This window comes from Planococcus chinensis, assembly GCF_020071995.1.
In the GTDB taxonomy this organism is placed as follows: Bacteria; Bacillota; Bacilli; order Bacillales_A; family Planococcaceae; genus Planococcus; species Planococcus chinensis_A.
Genome location: NZ_JABWTK010000021.1, coordinates 1 through 16,208 on the forward strand (window position 1 = coordinate 1; position 16,208 = coordinate 16,208).

At 47.5% G+C, this 16,208-nt stretch carries 15 protein-coding genes, 1 tRNA gene, 1 rRNA gene, 1 other RNA gene and 1 other annotated feature; of the genes, 14 read left to right on the top strand and 4 right to left on the bottom strand.

All coding sequences use genetic code 11. From position 1 onward, the window contains the following. From rrf to HU147_RS18920, 3 genes are all read left to right on the top strand, one after another. A 5S ribosomal RNA gene (rrf, locus tag HU147_RS19650) occupies positions 1-76 on the top strand; the annotation flags it as partial. A gap of 369 nt (positions 77-445) precedes the next feature. After that, the gene (guaB, locus tag HU147_RS18915) at positions 446-1,912 is read left to right on the top strand and encodes an IMP dehydrogenase (protein WP_224077646.1); all 1,467 of its coding nucleotides are present in this window, start codon (positions 446-448) and stop codon (positions 1,910-1,912) included. A 113-nt stretch (positions 1,913-2,025) separates the two neighbouring features. Then, positions 2,026-3,372: a serine hydrolase gene (locus HU147_RS18920; protein WP_224077647.1), complete on the top strand. Its 1,347-nt coding sequence runs from the start codon at positions 2,026-2,028 to the stop codon at positions 3,370-3,372. 15 nt (positions 3,373-3,387) lie between these two features. Here the strand turns inward: HU147_RS18920 and pdxR are convergent, their stop codons facing one another. Next, positions 3,388-4,806: a MocR-like pyridoxine biosynthesis transcription factor PdxR gene (gene pdxR, locus HU147_RS18925; RefSeq protein WP_224077648.1), complete on the bottom strand. Its 1,419-nt coding sequence runs from the start codon at positions 4,804-4,806 to the stop codon at positions 3,388-3,390. A 101-nt stretch (positions 4,807-4,907) separates the two neighbouring features. On the opposite strand from pdxR, the gene pdxS reads away from it, so the two are divergent. The 4 genes from pdxS (at position 4,908) to HU147_RS18945 (ending at position 9,035) form a co-directional block, all read left to right on the top strand. Continuing rightward, on the top strand, positions 4,908-5,792 hold the full coding sequence (gene pdxS, locus HU147_RS18930; RefSeq protein ID WP_036803667.1) for a pyridoxal 5'-phosphate synthase lyase subunit PdxS: 885 nt from the start codon (positions 4,908-4,910) through the stop codon (positions 5,790-5,792). A gap of 1 nt (position 5,793) precedes the next feature. After that, positions 5,794-6,408 carry a pyridoxal 5'-phosphate synthase glutaminase subunit PdxT gene (gene pdxT / locus HU147_RS18935; RefSeq protein ID WP_224077649.1) on the top strand — a complete coding sequence of 205 codons (615 nt, stop codon included), beginning with the start codon at positions 5,794-5,796 and terminating at the stop codon, positions 6,406-6,408. Between the two features lie 11 nt (positions 6,409-6,419). Further along, positions 6,420-6,628, top strand: a binding site (T-box leader). A gap of 70 nt (positions 6,629-6,698) precedes the next feature. Next, entirely contained in the window at positions 6,699-7,973 is a 1,275-nt protein-coding gene (gene serS, locus HU147_RS18940) for a serine--tRNA ligase (protein ID WP_224077650.1), read from the top strand. 183 nt (positions 7,974-8,156) lie between these two features. Further along, the gene (locus HU147_RS18945; protein ID WP_224077651.1) at positions 8,157-9,035 is read left to right on the top strand and encodes an alpha/beta fold hydrolase; all 879 of its coding nucleotides are present in this window, start codon (positions 8,157-8,159) and stop codon (positions 9,033-9,035) included. Here the strand turns inward: HU147_RS18945 and tadA are convergent. Continuing rightward, entirely contained in the window at positions 9,030-9,521 is a 492-nt protein-coding gene (tadA, locus tag HU147_RS18950; RefSeq protein ID WP_224077652.1) for a tRNA adenosine(34) deaminase TadA, read from the bottom strand. The genes HU147_RS18945 and tadA overlap by 6 nt on opposite strands. 142 nt (positions 9,522-9,663) lie before the next feature. On the opposite strand from tadA, the gene HU147_RS18955 reads away from it, so the two are divergent. The 3 genes from HU147_RS18955 to HU147_RS18965 all read left to right on the top strand — a co-directional run bounded on the left by HU147_RS18955 (position 9,664) and on the right by HU147_RS18965 (position 11,926). Then, complete coding sequence (locus tag HU147_RS18955; protein WP_224077653.1) at positions 9,664-10,527, top strand: YitT family protein; 864 nt, start codon at positions 9,664-9,666, stop codon at positions 10,525-10,527. Between the two features lie 95 nt (positions 10,528-10,622). Next, positions 10,623-11,261 carry a deoxynucleoside kinase gene (locus HU147_RS18960; RefSeq protein WP_224077654.1) on the top strand — a complete coding sequence of 213 codons (639 nt, stop codon included), beginning with the start codon at positions 10,623-10,625 and terminating at the stop codon, positions 11,259-11,261. Then, entirely contained in the window at positions 11,258-11,926 is a 669-nt protein-coding gene (locus HU147_RS18965; protein ID WP_224077655.1) for a deoxynucleoside kinase, read from the top strand. The genes HU147_RS18960 and HU147_RS18965 overlap by 4 nt, the downstream gene beginning before the upstream one ends. 210 nt (positions 11,927-12,136) lie before the next feature. On the opposite strand, the gene HU147_RS18970 is transcribed toward HU147_RS18965, so the two are convergent. After that, positions 12,137-12,229 (bottom strand) — tRNA-Ser (locus HU147_RS18970). A 171-nt stretch (positions 12,230-12,400) separates the two neighbouring features. Between HU147_RS18970 and ffs the strand changes: the two genes are divergently transcribed. From ffs to recR, 4 genes are all read left to right on the top strand, one after another. Then, positions 12,401-12,666: signal recognition particle sRNA large type (ffs, locus tag HU147_RS18975), an RNA gene on the top strand. Between the two features lie 191 nt (positions 12,667-12,857). Further along, positions 12,858-14,594, top strand: a complete 1,737-nt coding sequence (gene dnaX / locus HU147_RS18980) for a DNA polymerase III subunit gamma/tau (protein ID WP_224077656.1) — start codon at positions 12,858-12,860, stop codon at positions 14,592-14,594. Between the two features lie 26 nt (positions 14,595-14,620). Next, positions 14,621-14,941 carry a YbaB/EbfC family nucleoid-associated protein gene (locus HU147_RS18985; RefSeq protein ID WP_036803687.1) on the top strand — a complete coding sequence of 107 codons (321 nt, stop codon included), beginning with the start codon at positions 14,621-14,623 and terminating at the stop codon, positions 14,939-14,941. 12 nt (positions 14,942-14,953) lie between these two features. Further along, on the top strand, positions 14,954-15,550 hold the full coding sequence (recR, locus tag HU147_RS18990) for a recombination mediator RecR (RefSeq protein WP_036803689.1): 597 nt from the start codon (positions 14,954-14,956) through the stop codon (positions 15,548-15,550). A 472-nt stretch (positions 15,551-16,022) separates the two neighbouring features. On the opposite strand, the gene HU147_RS18995 is transcribed toward recR, so the two are convergent. After that, positions 16,023-16,208, bottom strand: a 186-nt coding sequence (locus tag HU147_RS18995) for a hypothetical protein (RefSeq protein WP_224077657.1), incomplete at its 5' end; no start/stop codon positions are given.

The window sequence follows — 16,208 nt, forward strand, 5'->3', positions numbered from 1 at the left end:
CGAACACGGAAGTTAAGCTCTTTTGCGCCGATGGTAGTTGGGGGTTTCCCCCTGTGAGAGTAGGACATTGCTGGGCCAAGTAAAAAAAGCCGTTGCCGGTATTTCCGGCGGCGGCTTTTTTGTGTTTATTAGCGAATACGTTTGCGGCAAAAAGAACTAGCTGCACCGGTTTTTGGGGAGAGCGGACCGACTGCATTATTAGTATCAAACTTCTTCAAACGAAACCAAAAAGAAATGAAAAAAACAGTCGGCAGAGTCACTAAGATTATCAAATGTCAGCACCCCATGAATTCTGAGGAATCCTCCCTTGCAACTAGAAACCCTGTTTAAAATGCCCCGATCAATAATTCTGAATACTTTTTCTTATTCCCGTTTTCTTGACACTGTTTAGCCGCGCTGATAACCTTACAATAATATTCAAAAGGAAGCAGGAGGCGTATCCAGAATGTGGGAGTCGAAATTTGTTAAAGAAGGTTTGACGTTTGATGATGTATTGCTTGTACCAGCAAAATCGGAAGTGCTGCCAAAGGATATCAATTTGTCAGTGGAGTTAACTCCGGCTATTAAATTGAACATTCCTATTATTAGTGCGGGTATGGATACTGTTACAGAAGCAAAAATGGCGATTTCAATGGCTCGCCAAGGCGGACTGGGAATCATCCACAAGAACATGAGCATCGAAGAGCAGGCAGAGCAAGTAACAACTGTAAAACGTTCAGAGAACGGCGTTATTACGGATCCATTCTTCTTAACGCCTGAGCACCAAGTGTATGATGCTGAACATCTTATGGGGAAATACCGCATTTCAGGTGTTCCAATCGTGAACAATGAAGAAGAGCAGAAATTGGTCGGCATCATTACCAACCGCGACTTGCGCTTTATCCAGGACTATTCATTGAAAATTGATGAAGTGATGACGAAAGAAGAATTGGTTACAGCTTCAGTAGGAACTACACTGGAAGAGGCTGAAAAAATTCTTCAGCAATATAAAATTGAAAAACTCCCAATTGTTGATGATCAAGGTATATTAAAAGGGTTAATTACCATCAAAGATATTGAAAAAGTCATCGAATTCCCGAACGCTGCAAAAGACAGCCACGGCCGATTGCTTGCAGGAGCTGCAGTCGGAGTAACTTCAGATACAATGAAGCGAGTTGAGCAATTGGTTAAAGCCGGTGTAGATGTAATTGTTCTTGATACTGCACATGGCCATTCAAAAGGGGTTTTGGATTCTGTAAGCCAAATTCGTGCGGCATACCCTGAATTGGCAATTATCGCAGGAAATGTAGCAACTGCAGAAGGCACAAAAGCATTGATTGAAGCTGGAGCAGACGTTGTCAAAGTAGGAATCGGACCTGGTTCGATTTGTACGACTCGAGTTGTTGCCGGTGTTGGGGTTCCACAAATCACGGCTGTTTATGACTGTGCAACAGAAGCACGCAAACACGGCAAAGCGATCATTGCAGACGGCGGCATTAAGTATTCCGGCGATATCATCAAAGCATTGGCAGCCGGCGGACATGTGGTCATGCTGGGAAGCTTGCTTGCTGGTACGACGGAAAGCCCGGGAGAAACCGAAATCTTCCAGGGTCGCCAGTTTAAAACTTACCGTGGCATGGGTTCAATCGCAGCTATGGAAAAAGGATCAAAAGACCGTTACTTCCAGGACGATGCGAAGAAATTGGTACCGGAAGGCATTGAAGGCCGCTTGCCATACAAAGGGCCGCTTGCGGATACAATCCATCAATTGCTTGGCGGAATTCGCGCAGGAATGGGTTATTGCGGAACTCCGGATTTACAGACTTTGCGTGATGAAGCACAATTTATCCGCATGACTGGCGCTGGTCTTCGTGAAAGCCATCCGCACGATGTCCAAATTACAAAAGAATCTCCTAACTATTCTATTTCATAAGTTTTAGCTATTAAGCATTCTTTGTGTCTACCTGTAGATGCAAAGAATGCTTTTTTCATGTTTTGGTTTAGGGACGTGCAGAATATGATAGAATTATATGGGGAAACTTACAGATGGAGGTATTGAAATACGTGAGGATTGTGTTGAAATTAACGATTATTTTGGCTGTGCTGCTGACTGTTGGTATGCCTCAGCAGGCAAAAGCGGCAGATTCTTTAAATATACTGGCGGATGCTGCCATTCTGGTAGATGCTGATTCCGGAAAAATATTATATGCACAAAACGCAGACGCTACGTTAGGGATTGCAAGCATGACAAAAATGATGACTGAGTATTTATTGTTTGAAGCGATTGAAGATGGCCGTATATCGTGGGAACAGGAGTATACGGTGACGGATTATGCTTATGAAATTTCACAGGATATGCGCTTGAGCAACGTGCCTTTAAGAAAAGGAGAAGCCTATACGATCCAGGAATTGTATGAAGCGATGGCGATTTATTCTGCGAATGCGGCGACGATCGGCATTGCTGAGACGATCGCTGGGACGGAAGAGGAATTCGTCCGCCTGATGAATGAAAAAGCGGAAGAGCTGGGATTGGCCGGTGCCAAATTGGTCAATTCAACGGGATTGAGCAACTCCTTGCTGATGGGGATGCACCCAAAAAGTACAGGCGCGAATGATGAAAATGTCATGTCTGCAAAGGCGGTTGCCAAGCTGACAAAGGCGCTGCTGGACGATTATCCGGAAGTATTGGAAACGACAAAAATTCCAAATAAGATGTTCCGTCCTGGGACAGCGGATGCGATCAATATGTTGAACTGGAATTCTATGCTTCCCGGACTGGCTTTTGAATACGAAGGCGTGGACGGATTGAAAACCGGCAGTACGGATTTTGCCGGCCACAGCTTTGCCGGTACGGCCAAGCGTGATGGCACGCGGCTGATTGCCGTTGTGATGAAAGCGGTCGATGAAAAGGGTGTAGGTTCTTACAAAGCACGTTTTGACCAGACCCGTGTTCTATTCGACTTCGGATTCGGCCAATTCACAAAAGAAGAAATCATTCCCGGCGGTTACCAGATCAAAGGACAGGAAACCTTGCCGGTAACCAAAGGGGAAGAAAAAGCTGTATCGATCGCCGTGAAAGAACCGATTACGATGATGATTCAGACAAGCGACAAAGAAAAATATCAACCGGAATTGGTGCTCGATGAATCTGTAGTGGCCGAAGGCAAGATTGAAGCGGGAATCGGCAAAGGAGAAGTGGTCGGTACCGTTAACGTTGTCAAAACAGAAGGCGAAGACTTCGGCTATTTGGATGGCAGAAAAAGCGACGCTGAAGTTGTGACAACCGAAAAGGTGGCAAGGGCCAATTGGTTCTCACTGTCTGTCCAGGCTGTAGGCAACTTCATCTCCAATATGTGGTCAGGCGCCCTGGATTTTGTAAAAGGATTATTCTAAAGAAAAGCAGTTCATCTATTCAGATGAGCTGCTTTTTTGTGCGGCAATGTCCCAGCATGCCATTAAATCCAAAATGCCCTGTTCAATTTCTTGTTCGGTTAATCCGCCGAATCCCAAGACGATTTTCGGAGGCGAAACGTTTTTTCCTTCGACGTCGTAAGAACCCAGGCCAAATACCCGGATTCCGGCGCCTTTAGCGCGTTCCACGAGTTCTTTTTCCGTTAAAGCAGTCTGTACGGTCAGCACTATATGCATGCCCGCTTGCTGGCCGGAAACCGTGACTAGAGGTGCAAATAAATGCAGGGCGTCTGTAAGGTGTTCAAGTTTTTTCTTATACAGTTTGCGCATCCGGTTCAAGTGGCGTGAAAAATGTCCTTCTTTCATGAATTCGCTGACGAGCTGCTGGTCAAACCTCGGCACAGACGATGAATAATGAAGAAAAGTCTGGCGGTAAGCACGCATCAGCCTTTTCGGCAAAACCATATAGGCAATCCGCAAAGAAGGCATCAGCGATTTGGAGAACGTGCTGATGTAAATCACCCGTCCGCTGACATCCATGCTTTGAAGGGCAGGAATTGGGCGGCTCGTGTAGCGGAATTCGCTGTCGTAATCATCTTCAATGATGTAACGGTCCGGCTTGGCAGTCGCCCAGTTTAGGAGTTGAGCCCGTTTGGTGGCACTGAGCACGGCGCCGGTCGGAAACTGGTGGGAAGGGGTGACGTAAGCAATATCGACTTCCGACGCTTCGAGTTCCCCGACATTGATGCCATCCGCTTCGATGCTGATGGGCACGGCTTTCCGATCATGGTGCGAAAAAATGGTATGCGTTAAAGCATATCCCGGATTTTCGAAGCCAAAGACAATCGTTTTATCGAGCAAGCGGATCAATAAAGGTACCAACTGTTCCGTTCCGGAGCCGATAATGATTTGATCGGCTTCACATACCACGCCCCGTGACTGGAACAAGTAGCGGGAAATTTCCTGGCGCAGGGTTTCATCGCCTTGCGGATGCCCGCTCAACAGCAACTCGTGGTTGGATTCATCGAGAAGGTCTTTGGAAAGCTTGCGCCAGGTCGAAAAAGGAAAAGAACGGGAATCAATGGCTGCCGGATTGAAGTCATAGCGGTATTCAAGACGTTCCGGCGCCAATGGTTCTTCTTGAGGCATATCCAAATAAGCCACTTCTTCCACCGGCTGCGCATAAAACCCTTTGCGGGCACGCGACTCAATAAACCCTTCTGCGACCAGCTGGCCATAAGCCAGTTCAACAGTGGTCTGGCTGATATCCAGAAACTCTGCCAGTTTTCGTTTGCTGGGCAGTTTGGTATCAACAGAAATTTTGCCGTCGATAATAGCTTGTTTAATTTCCCGGTAAAGCTGTTTGTATAAAGGCGTTGAAGTGCTTCGCTGAAGCTGAAACATCAGCATATCCATAACGACTCTCCTAACTGACCTTATGAATTTATAGGGATCTGAGTATTTCTATATGGTCAATCTTTATTATACTGACAATATCAAGAAAAGGGGGAATTTTAATGAGTAAACATGGAACCGATCGAGTTAAGCGTGGAATGGCGGAAATGCAAAAAGGCGGAGTGATCATGGATGTGGTCAACGCGGAACAGGCGCGCATTGCAGAAGCGGCGGGCGCAACAGCTGTTATGGCGCTTGAGCGGGTGCCTTCGGATATTCGTAGAGACGGCGGCGTAGCTCGTATGGCAGACCCGCGCATTACAGAAGAAGTGATGAAAGCTGTATCCATTCCGGTTATGGCCAAAGCGCGGATTGGCCATATTGTGGAAGCGCGTGTACTAGAAGCGATGGGTGTGGATTACATAGATGAAAGTGAAGTGCTGACACCCGCGGACGAAGAATTTCACTTATTGAAGGATGCCTATACGGTGCCGTTCGTCTGCGGCTGCCGCAATTTAGGCGAAGCGGCACGCCGTATCGGGGAAGGTGCTTCAATGCTCCGGACAAAAGGGGAACCGGGCACAGGGAATATCGTCGAAGCGGTCCGCCACTTGCGCCAAGTCAATGCGGAAGTGCGCAAAGTCGTTACGCTGAGCGATGATGAATTGATGACCGAAGCACGCAACTTAGGCGCCTCGTATGAATTCCTGAAAGAAGTGAAGCGGCTCGGCCGTTTGCCGGTCGTCAACTTTGCAGCGGGCGGTGTGGCAACGCCTGCAGATGCGGCCTTGATGATGGAACTTGGAGCTGATGGCGTGTTCGTGGGATCCGGCATCTTCAAATCGGAACATCCAGAACGGTTCGCACGTGCGATTGTCGAAGCAACGACGCATTACCAGGATTATAAATTGATTGCTGAACTGTCAAAAGACCTCGGGATCGCCATGAAAGGCATTGAAATTTCCACAATTGCGGCGGGTGAGCGCATGCAGGAACGGGGCTGGTAAGATGAAACGAGTCGGTGTTCTGGCATTGCAGGGAGCGGTCAGGGAACATGCGCAATCTATTGAAGCATGCGGTGCGGAAGCGGTGCTGGTCAAATGGCCAAGCGACTTGGAAGATTTGGATGCCTTGATTTTGCCGGGCGGAGAAAGCACCACGATGCGCCGGTTGGTCGACCGCTATGGTTTGCTGGGGCCGCTTCGCGCCTTTGCAAAGAGCGGCAAGCCGATGTTTGGCACTTGTGCGGGGTTAATTCTTCTGGCAAAGGAAATCGTCGGTTATCCCGAACCGCATCTTGGCGTGATGGACATTAAAGTGGAACGCAATTCCTTCGGCCGCCAAGCCGACAGCTTTGAAACCCCGTTATCCGTCAAAGGGATGGAAGCACCCTTTGAAGCGGTCTTTATCCGGGCACCGCATATTGTCAGTGCGGGTTCAGGCGTTGAAATACTTGGCGAGCATGACGGGAAAATCGTCATGGCAAGAAGCCGCCAGTTTCTCGTCTGTTCGTTTCATCCGGAATTGACCGATGACCACCGCATCACGGCTTATTTTTTGAGTATGATTTCTTCTCAAACTGACATTTCCTTGCCAAAAAGATCCGTTTATAGTAAAGTATGATTAATTTAAAAGTAGAAACGTTGATGGGGAATAGTAATACGTTGTTTTTCCAAAGAGAGCCGGTGGGTGGTGCGAACCGGCGAAAAGCGCGTGTGAATCCACTCCTGAGTTGCATGGCGACATAAGCCATTGCCGGTTTAAAGGCCGTTATGTAATGAAGAGGATCAAGCTTTTTAGCCGATCAATCAGGGTGGCAACGCGGGTAGCTCTCGTCCCTTTACCAAGGGATGAGGGCTATTTTTGTTGTCTTTTTTCCATTGACCGCTAATTTATTTTGAGGAGGAACCGGTATGTTAGACATTAAACATGTACGTGCCAATTTTGAAGAAGTAAAAACGAAGCTTGCGAAACGCGGCGAAGATATTTCCGTGCTGGACGATTTTGAAGCGGTGGATGCCAAACGCCGTGAATTGATTGCACAAACCGAGAAATTGAAAGCCGAACGCAACGAGGCGTCACAAAACATCGCAGTGATGAAGCGCAATAAAGAAAATGCAGATGAAGCCATTGCCAAAATGCGCGAAGTCGGCGAACAGATTAAAGCGATTGACGATGAATTGCGCGAAGTGGAAGAGCGTTTGAATTACATCATGATGCGTGTACCGAACATTCCGCATGACAGCGTGCCGGTCGGCGATTCTGAAGACGACAACGTTGAAATCCGGACTTGGGGAGAAAAGCCGGAATTCACGTTTGAAGCCAAACCGCATTGGGATCTTGGCACAGACTTAAACATCATCGATTTTGAACGGGCAGCAAAAGTAACGGGCAGCCGTTTTGTCTTCTACCGCGGCCTTGGAGCTCGCCTCGAACGGGCGCTTATCAACTTCATGATGGATTTGCACCAGGAAGAGCATGGCTACCAGGAAATCCTGCCGCCTTACATGGTCAACCGCGAAAGCTTGACGGGCACAGGCCAATTGCCGAAATTTGAAGAAGATGCATTCCTGATCGAGAAAGAAGATTATTTCCTGATTCCGACTTCTGAAGTGCCGGTGACGAACTTCTACCGCGATGAAATCTTATCAGCGGATATGCTTCCGCAGGCATTCGCTTCTTACAGCGCGAATTTCCGCTCTGAAGCGGGTTCTGCGGGCCGGGACACACGCGGGCTAATCCGACAGCACCAATTCAATAAAGTCGAGCTGGTGCGCTTTGTGAAGCCGGAAGATTCATATGATGAACTGGAGAAATTGACCGGCCATGCCGAGAAAGTGCTGCAGCTGCTGGGGCTTCCTTACCGCGTCCTGAAAATGTGCACAGCAGATCTTGGCTTTACCGCTGCGAAGAAATACGACATCGAAGTGTGGATTCCGAGCCAGGACATGTACCGTGAGATTTCTTCTTGCAGTAACTTCGAAGATTTCCAGGCTAGACGCGCTAATATCAAATTCCGCCGCGAAGCGAACGGCAAGCCGGAATTTGTCCATACCTTAAACGGCAGCGGACTTGCAATCGGCCGAACAGTGGCCGCTTTGCTGGAAAACTGCCAGCAGGAAGACGGCACCATCGTCATCCCTGAAGTATTGCGTCCGTATATGGGCGGCAAAGACTTGATTAAATAAACGGATAGACCCTTGCTTCTACTAAAGGGTGTGGTAATACTATTGCTCCTGTTTCTGTCCCTGCATCGTTACGCTAGCTTCGTCGCAAAGGAGTTGCCCCAAATTACTTTTGGGGCAACTCCTTTTTTATTTTCCATGGAAACGGGTAAAGACAGGTAAATAGCAAGGAGAGGTGTTGGTGAAATGGAAAATCTATCGTTTCAGTCCATTCAAACGAACGGCATCACGCTGCATACGGCAGTTGCGGGACCGGAAGACGGGCCGCTTGTTGTTTTGCTGCACGGGTTCCCCGAATTCTGGTTCGGCTGGAAAAAGCAGATTGAACCGCTCACTGAACTTGGCTACCGCGTTGCCGTGCCGGACCAGCGGGGCTACAATCTGAGCGATAAGCCGCAAGATATCAGCAATTATACATTGGATTTATTGCGGGATGACATTGTCGGGTTGATCGGCCATTTCGGCAAAACGAGCGCCACCATTATCGGCCATGACTGGGGAGGGGCGGTGGCCTGGCATTTGGCAGCCACAAAGCCGGACTATGTGGACAAGCTGATTGTGGTGAACATTCCGCATCCCAAAGCGATGCCAAGGGTCATGAAGCGCAATCCGCTGCAATGGGCGAGGAGTTCGTATATCGCCTTTTTCCAATTGCCGGATCTGCCGGAAAAAATGCTTGCGGCGGATTATTTCAAGACGATGGTCGAAAGTTTGGTATCGACAAGCAATCCGGATACATTTTCTGACGAAGAACTCGCTGCTTACCGGGACGCGTGGGACCAGCCCGGTGCACTGACGGCGATGCTGAACTGGTACCGGGCGATTCGCCGCGGCAATGTCCTGCAAGTGCCGGAACAGAAAATCGGATTGCCGGTACGGATTATTTGGGGCGTGGGTGATCAGTTTCTATCGACGGAACTGGCGAAAGAAAGCCTGGACTTTTGCGAGGACGGTGAATTGGTGTTTGTCGGGGAAGCGACGCACTGGGTTCACCACGAGCAGGCGCACATTCTCAATATGCTCATCAAGCAGTTTTTAAACGAAGAAAAAGCGGCAGCCCTATAGGAGCTCCCGCTTTTTCTTCGTTTTGTTTTCCCGGAGTGTCCGGAAAAACTGTGTCAGCAAACCGCCGCATTCTTCGGCCATGACATTTTCTGTGACTTCGCATTGATGGTTGAAGCGTTCATCGTTCAGCAGCCGGTACAGCGAATCCACACTGCCGGCCTTGATATCACGGGCCCCGTAAATGACGCGCGGAATGCGGGATTGCAGAATCGCGCCGGCGCACATCGGACAAGGCTCTAACGTAACGTAAAGGCTTGTGTTCTCGAGGCGCCAATTGCTGATGGTCTGGCAGGCTTCCTGGATAGCCAGCAGTTCCGCATGGGTCACCGCATTTTGGGTGGTTTCCCGCAGGTTATGAGCCCGTGCAATCACGTGCCCGTCCTGCACGATGACAGCACCAATCGGTACTTCACCCTTGGCGGCGGCTTTTTGGGCTTCTTCGATTGCGAGGCCCATATAATAATGGTCTTGTTCAATTCCGTTCATTCTTCATCGCTCCCTACACCCCAGTTTATCATTTTTTTATAAGTATGCTAAAGGAATTAGGAGTCTATCAAGACAAATGGAGGAGAAAAGCGTAAAATAAAAAGGAGAAAAAATCCAGGGTTTGATTTTTGGGAGAGATTTGATGGTCAAAGAACATAAAAAAGAAACCTTCAAGCATTTAATTATGCGTTTTTTGCTGATATTACTAGGCGCCACCATGGCTGCCGTTTCCATTGAACTTTTTTTAGTGCCGAATTCGATTATTGACGGCGGCATTATCGGCATTTCGCTGATTTTAGACTATCTGACTCCGATTCCATTTGGTATTTTGATGGTCGTGATCAACTTGCCCTTTCTTTTCTTCGGGTACAAGCATATCGGGAAGAACTTTTTTATCTCGTCCATTTTCGCAATTGTAGCGCTGGCCATCATTGAATTTCCATTACATCCGATTCCAGGTGTGGTCGACGATCCGTTGCTTGCCACGGTATTCGGAGGGCTGATTCTGGGAGCCGGCGTGGGCCTTGTGATCCGAAACGGCGGAGCGCTGGACGGAACGGAAATCCTGGGCATTTTACTAACGCGCAAATTGCCTTTTTCAGTTGGTGAATTTGTAATGTTCGTCAACATCTTCATCTTTTTATGGGCCGGATTTGTCCTCGGCTGGGAACACGCAATGTATTCCATTTTAACATATTATATTGCTTCCAAAACGATTGATATCGTCATCCAAGGACTGGATGATACGAAAGCGGTCATTATTGTGTCCGATGAATTCATCGAATTGGGCGCTGCCATCAATTCCCGCCTTGGTCGAAGCGTCACCAAGCTGCACGGCAAAGGCGGTTACGAAGAATCTGCCAAAGATGTCATATATGTAGTGGTGACGAGATTAGAAATTTCCAAACTGAAACACATTGTAGCGGATATTGATCCGAAAGCGTTTGTGACCATTATGGATACCCAGGAAGTGCACGGGGGAACTTTCAAAGCAGCCATCCATTAAGTTGGAGAGCTGCTTTTTTCCCTACTTTTACCGGGCAGTCTGTGGTAAAATAAATGGCACTGTAACACACTTGAACAGAAAGAGGGGAACTTCCCATGCCGGTGCCATTTATAACGGTAGAAGGCCCGATTGGCGTTGGCAAAACGTCACTGGCAAAAGCAATTGCTGACCACCATCGCTTTCAAATGCTGAAAGAAATCGTCGATGAAAATCCGTTTCTTACGAAGTTTTACGAAGACATTGAGGAATGGAGCTTCCAGACCGAGATGTTCTTTTTATGCAATCGCTATAAACAATTAACCGATATACAGAAGAAGTTCATTTCCAACCGTGAGCCTGTAGCAGCGGATTACCATATATTCAAGAACTTGATTTTTGCGAAGCGGACGCTGCCGGAGGCCGAGTATGCCAAATACGAAGCCATCTATAAAATCCTGACAGCGGATATGCCGGCGCCGAATATGGTCATTTATTTGCATGCGAGTTTGGATACGTTGATGAAGCGCATCAAAATGCGCGGACGTGAATTCGAGCAAATGATTACCCCGGCTTATATGGAACAGCTGGTTACGGATTACCACGAATTTATTGAACGTTTTGAGCGGGAGCATCCGGAAATTCCGGTGCTGCGTTTTAATGGAGATGAAATGGATTTCGTCCAGAATGAAGCAGATCTGCAGCAGATTCTGGCCAAAGTGGACGGAACCTTACAACAAAGGAGTTTAACGATATGAATTTACGTGAAAAATACGGCATTCCGGAAAATGCTGTAATTACCATTGCAGGTACAGTAGGTGTCGGCAAATCCACAATGACAAAGGCCTTGGCAGATACGCTTCATTTCCGTACATCGTTTGAGAAAGTGGATGCCAACCCTTACCTGGATTTGTTTTACGATGACTTTGAGAAATGGAGCTTCCATCTCCAGATCTATTTCCTGGCAGAGCGCTTCAAAGAGCAAAAGCGCATGTTTGAATACGGCGGCGGTTTTATCCAGGACCGTTCGATTTATGAAGATACCGGCATTTTCGCGAAAATGCATTGGGAAAAAGGCACGATGAATGACGTGGATTACGAAACATACACGAATTTGTTTGAAGCCATGGTGATGACGCCTTATTTCCCGCATCCGGATTTATTGATTTACCTGGAAGGGTCGATTGAAGACATTCTGGGGCGCATCCAGGAACGCGGCCGCGCAATGGAACAGCAGACGCCGGTTGAGTACTGGCTTGAAATGCACGAACGCTACGAGAAGTGGATCAATTCTTTCAACGGCTGCCCGGTGCTGCGTCTGAATATCAACGATTACGATCTGATGAATGATCCGGACTGCGCTGAACGCATCGTAGAACGCATCGGCAATTTCATGCAACAAACTTCCTTATTGAAAAAATAAGCTTTTCCCCTGAATCAGAAATGGTTCAGGGGTTTTTATTTCCCGGGAAATAGTATAAGAATCAATAAAAAAAGCAGATGGCTTTGGGCCATCTGCTTTAAAGTCATGTTTTATGTATCGAAATCTTCAGACATATAAGTGTTAAGAAAAATTCGCTACTTTCGTAACGAATCCAATCTCGAATTTATATGCGCGTGTAAATTCAAAAAATGGAGGAGGAAGAGGGATTCGAACCCCCGCGGGATTTGACTCCCCTGTCGGTTTTCAAGACCGATCCCTTCAGCCAAACTTGGGTATTCCTCCGTATCAGACAAGAATTAATTTATCATAAAAAGAAACAAAGTGTCAACAGTTTTTGAGATTTTTTTTAGAAACCTTAATTTTCTCCTTACTAATACGGGTTTTTCAGCTATTTGAGATTAAATAAGAGTTACGGATTGATTTTTTTCAGGAATATTCGTATACTAGTTAATGCCGTGCTAGGTGGGAAGATAGCGGTGTCCTGTAACCTGCAATCCGCTTTAGCAGGACTGAATTCCTTTCCTAGGCTGTTTGTGTGCAGGGTCTGACTCTTGCACGTAGTGTTGACATTTGGGTCCTGCGCAATGGAAACCCATGAACCATGTCAGGTCCGGAAGGAAGCAGCATTAAGTGGATCTTTTCATGTGCCGTGGGGTTGCCTAGATCGAGCCAACGACAAGGGTAACGCTTGTGTGCAGCAGTCAAAGAAAGGTGCACGGCAATAATTTTAAAACTCAAGCCTGTCCGCAACTTCGCGGACAGGTTTTTTGTTTGGAAAAATCCCGCCTGGAAATCCCTAAATGACGACAAATAACAACCGGCAATTCAGAGGGTAATCGTTCAGAAGCCCCCTCTTTTTATGATATAATTAAAGGACGAAAAACATATTTTACAAAAGGAGAGAAAAACGTTGGCGTATCAAGCTTTTTACCGTGTGTACCGGCCGCAGTCCTTTTCCGAAATGTCAGGTCAGTCGCATATCAAACAAACCCTTCAAAATGCTCTCCTTTACAATAAGACCACGCATGCTTATTTGTTTTCAGGGCCTCGGGGCACAGGGAAGACGAGTGCGGCGAAAATCTTTGCAAAAGCGCTCAATTGCGAACAGGCACCTGTAGCAGAACCCTGCAACGAATGCAGTTCTTGTAAAAGCATTACTGAAGGATCCAATACAGACGTTATCGAATTCGATGCGGCTTCCAATTCCCGGGTGGAAGAAATGCGGGAGATCATTGAAAAGGTCCGGTTCTCTCCGGCCAATTCCCGTTTCAAGATTTACATCATCGATGAAGTGCACATGCTTTCCAATAGTGCCTTTAACGCATTGCTGAAAACACTGGAAGAACCGCCAGAGCACGTCGTCTTTATTCTGGCGACAACGGAACCGCATAAATTGCCGCTTACCATCATTTCCCGCTGCCAACGCTTTGATTTTAAGCGCTTGACGCAGACGGATATTGTGGAACGGATGATTGATGTTCTGACAGATGCAGGCATTCCTTATAATGAGCAAGTATTGAAAGTGATTGCACAGGCGGCTGCGGGCGGAATGCGGGATGCGCTCAGCCTGCTTGATCAGGTCGTGTCGTTCAGCGGCGATGAAATGACGCTTGAAGACGCGCTGCTTGTGACTGGATCCATCAGCCAGGACATGTTTTATAATATTGCCGAAGCACTTGTCGAAAAAGACATCGGCCAGGCACTAACGCTTCTAGAGCAATTGGTGCGAGACGGCAAGGATCCGGTTCGGCTTGTGGAAGACTTTATTACCTTCTTTCGGGACTTGCTGCTGATCCAAACGGCGCCGGATCTTCACGATATGCTGGAACTCGCAGCACATGAAGAACGCTTCGAAGCGCTTGCCAAGCAATTCGAGCCGGCAACGCTTTATGCGTGGATTGATGTGTTGACGAAAACCCAACAGGAAATGCGGTTTTCCAACCATACCAAAATATATTTAGAGACAGCCCTCTTGAAAATGGTGCAGGCAGACGCGCCGGCCATGATCTCTTCGGATTCGGCCTCTCCGGAGCTGGAAGCCAAGGTCAATCAATTGGAGCAATTGGTGATCCAACTCCAGCAGCAACTGAAAAACGGGGCAACAGCTGCAGCTCCGGCAGCCGCAAATGCGGAACCGAAGCGCCGCCAACGGTCTCAAAGTGCCTTTAAGATTCCCGTTGGCCGCATTCAGGACGTCTTAAAGAATGCGACCAAACCGGATATCCAGGCGATTAAAACCAATTGGGCAACGGTAATGGGCCAACTGCAAAGATCGCATGCGGCTTTATTGAACGAAGCGGAGCCAGTAGCGGCGTCAGCAGATGCTTTTGTGTTAAAATTCAAGTATGATATTCATTGCCAGATGGCTTCCGACAACCAGACCTTTGCGGTCGCTTTCAGCCAACTTCTGCAGCAGTACACAGGGAAAGCCTACACGCCGATCTTTGTGCCGGATGAAAGCTGGCTGAAAATACGTGAAGAGTTTATTAGAAGCAACGGGTTGAAAGCAGGGGCAGATGAGAAGCAGACGGAGTCTGAAGAACCACATCCGTTTTCTGCGGAAGGCTCAGCAGCGGAAGAAGATCCGTTCATTGCGGAAGCCGAGCGGCTATTCGGCAAAGATTTTGTCGAAATCCATGAAGATTAATAAAAAACCTTGAGGAGGAAACAATTATGCGCGGTGGCGGAAATATGCAAGGCATGATGAAACAAATGCAGAAAATGCAAAAACAAATGGCTGAGGCTCAAGAAGAACTAGGGACATTGAAATTCGAAGGATCAGCTGGCGGCGGAATGGTGAAAGTTACTGTATCCGGACACAAGGAAGTATTGGATGTAGTGTTGGATCCATCAGTTGTCGATCCGGAAGATGTTGAAATGCTTCAGGACCTATTGATCGTGGCAACAAACGAAGCGTTTAAAAAAGCGGATGAGCATGCGAATTCCACAATGGGGAAATTCACTAAGGGGTTAAATCTTCCAGGCATGTTCTAGGAGGTAAACAGGATGCATTATCCAGAACCAATATCGAAATTGATGGAAAGCTTTATGAAATTGCCAGGAATCGGGCCGAAAACAGCGGCCCGGCTGGCATTTTTTGTGCTTGGAATGAAAGAGGACACGGTCCTTGATTTTGCAAAAGCACTGGTGGATGCCAAACGGAATTTGAGTTTCTGCTCAAACTGCGGACATATCACCGATGTCGATCCGTGCATGATCTGCCAGGACCAATCACGCGACCGGACAACGATTTGCGTGGTGCAGGATCCAAAAGATGTCATCGCCATGGAAAAAATGCGCGATTACACGGGGCTGTACCATGTTCTTCAAGGAGCCATTTCTCCAATGGATGGCATTGGGCCGGAAGATATCAATGTTCCTTCTTTATTGAAGCGGCTGCAGGATGAAACGGTCAGCGAATTGATATTGGCGACAAACCCGACGATTGAAGGGGAAGCGACGGCCATGTACATTTCGCGCCTAGTGAAACCTTCCGGCATTAAAACAACGCGCATTGCACACGGACTGCCAGTGGGCGGCGATCTGGAATATGCGGATGAAGTCACGCTGTCCAAAGCATTGGAAGGGCGCCGTGAGTTGTAGCCGAAGCAACTATGGCCTCATTTAATACAGTAGTATATGCTGTTCCTTCTATAAAGAAGCAAGAACGGTTTAGAAGATGCAAGGTTTTAAAAGCAATGGCTTACACAGCATTGCTTTTTCTTATGGACTCGAACGGGCGCCTTCTTATAGAAGAAACAGAAACGAGCTTAGGGAAAGACTCGGGGATTGGTACTTAATCGTTGACGGCGATAGGCACAGCTGTTATATTGATAAGCGTCCCAAAAAACAAGACAATTAAAACCTTTAAAGTTTTAGTTGACGTTTAGCGGTGATTAAGTTATACTAATATAGTTGTCGTTGAGAGACGGCATAACAACCGAATCGATTGATTAGCTTCAACAAAAGAAAGTTGAAATTAGTTGTTGACATCGATTCTGAAATAAGTTATACTAATAAAGTTGTCATTAAGAAAACGACACAACATGAACCTTGAAAACTGAACAGCAAAACGTCAACAGATAGCAACGGCCGCGCAAAACGGCCCGCGCAAAATGTACTGATCAGGCTTCGGCCAGATCAAGCGACTCGCGCGTTCTTCGGAACGGCGAGACGCCAGCAGAATTTGAGCAATCGGTTCTCTATAATGGAGAGTTTGATCCTGGCTCAGGACGAACGCTGGCGGCGTGCCTAATACATG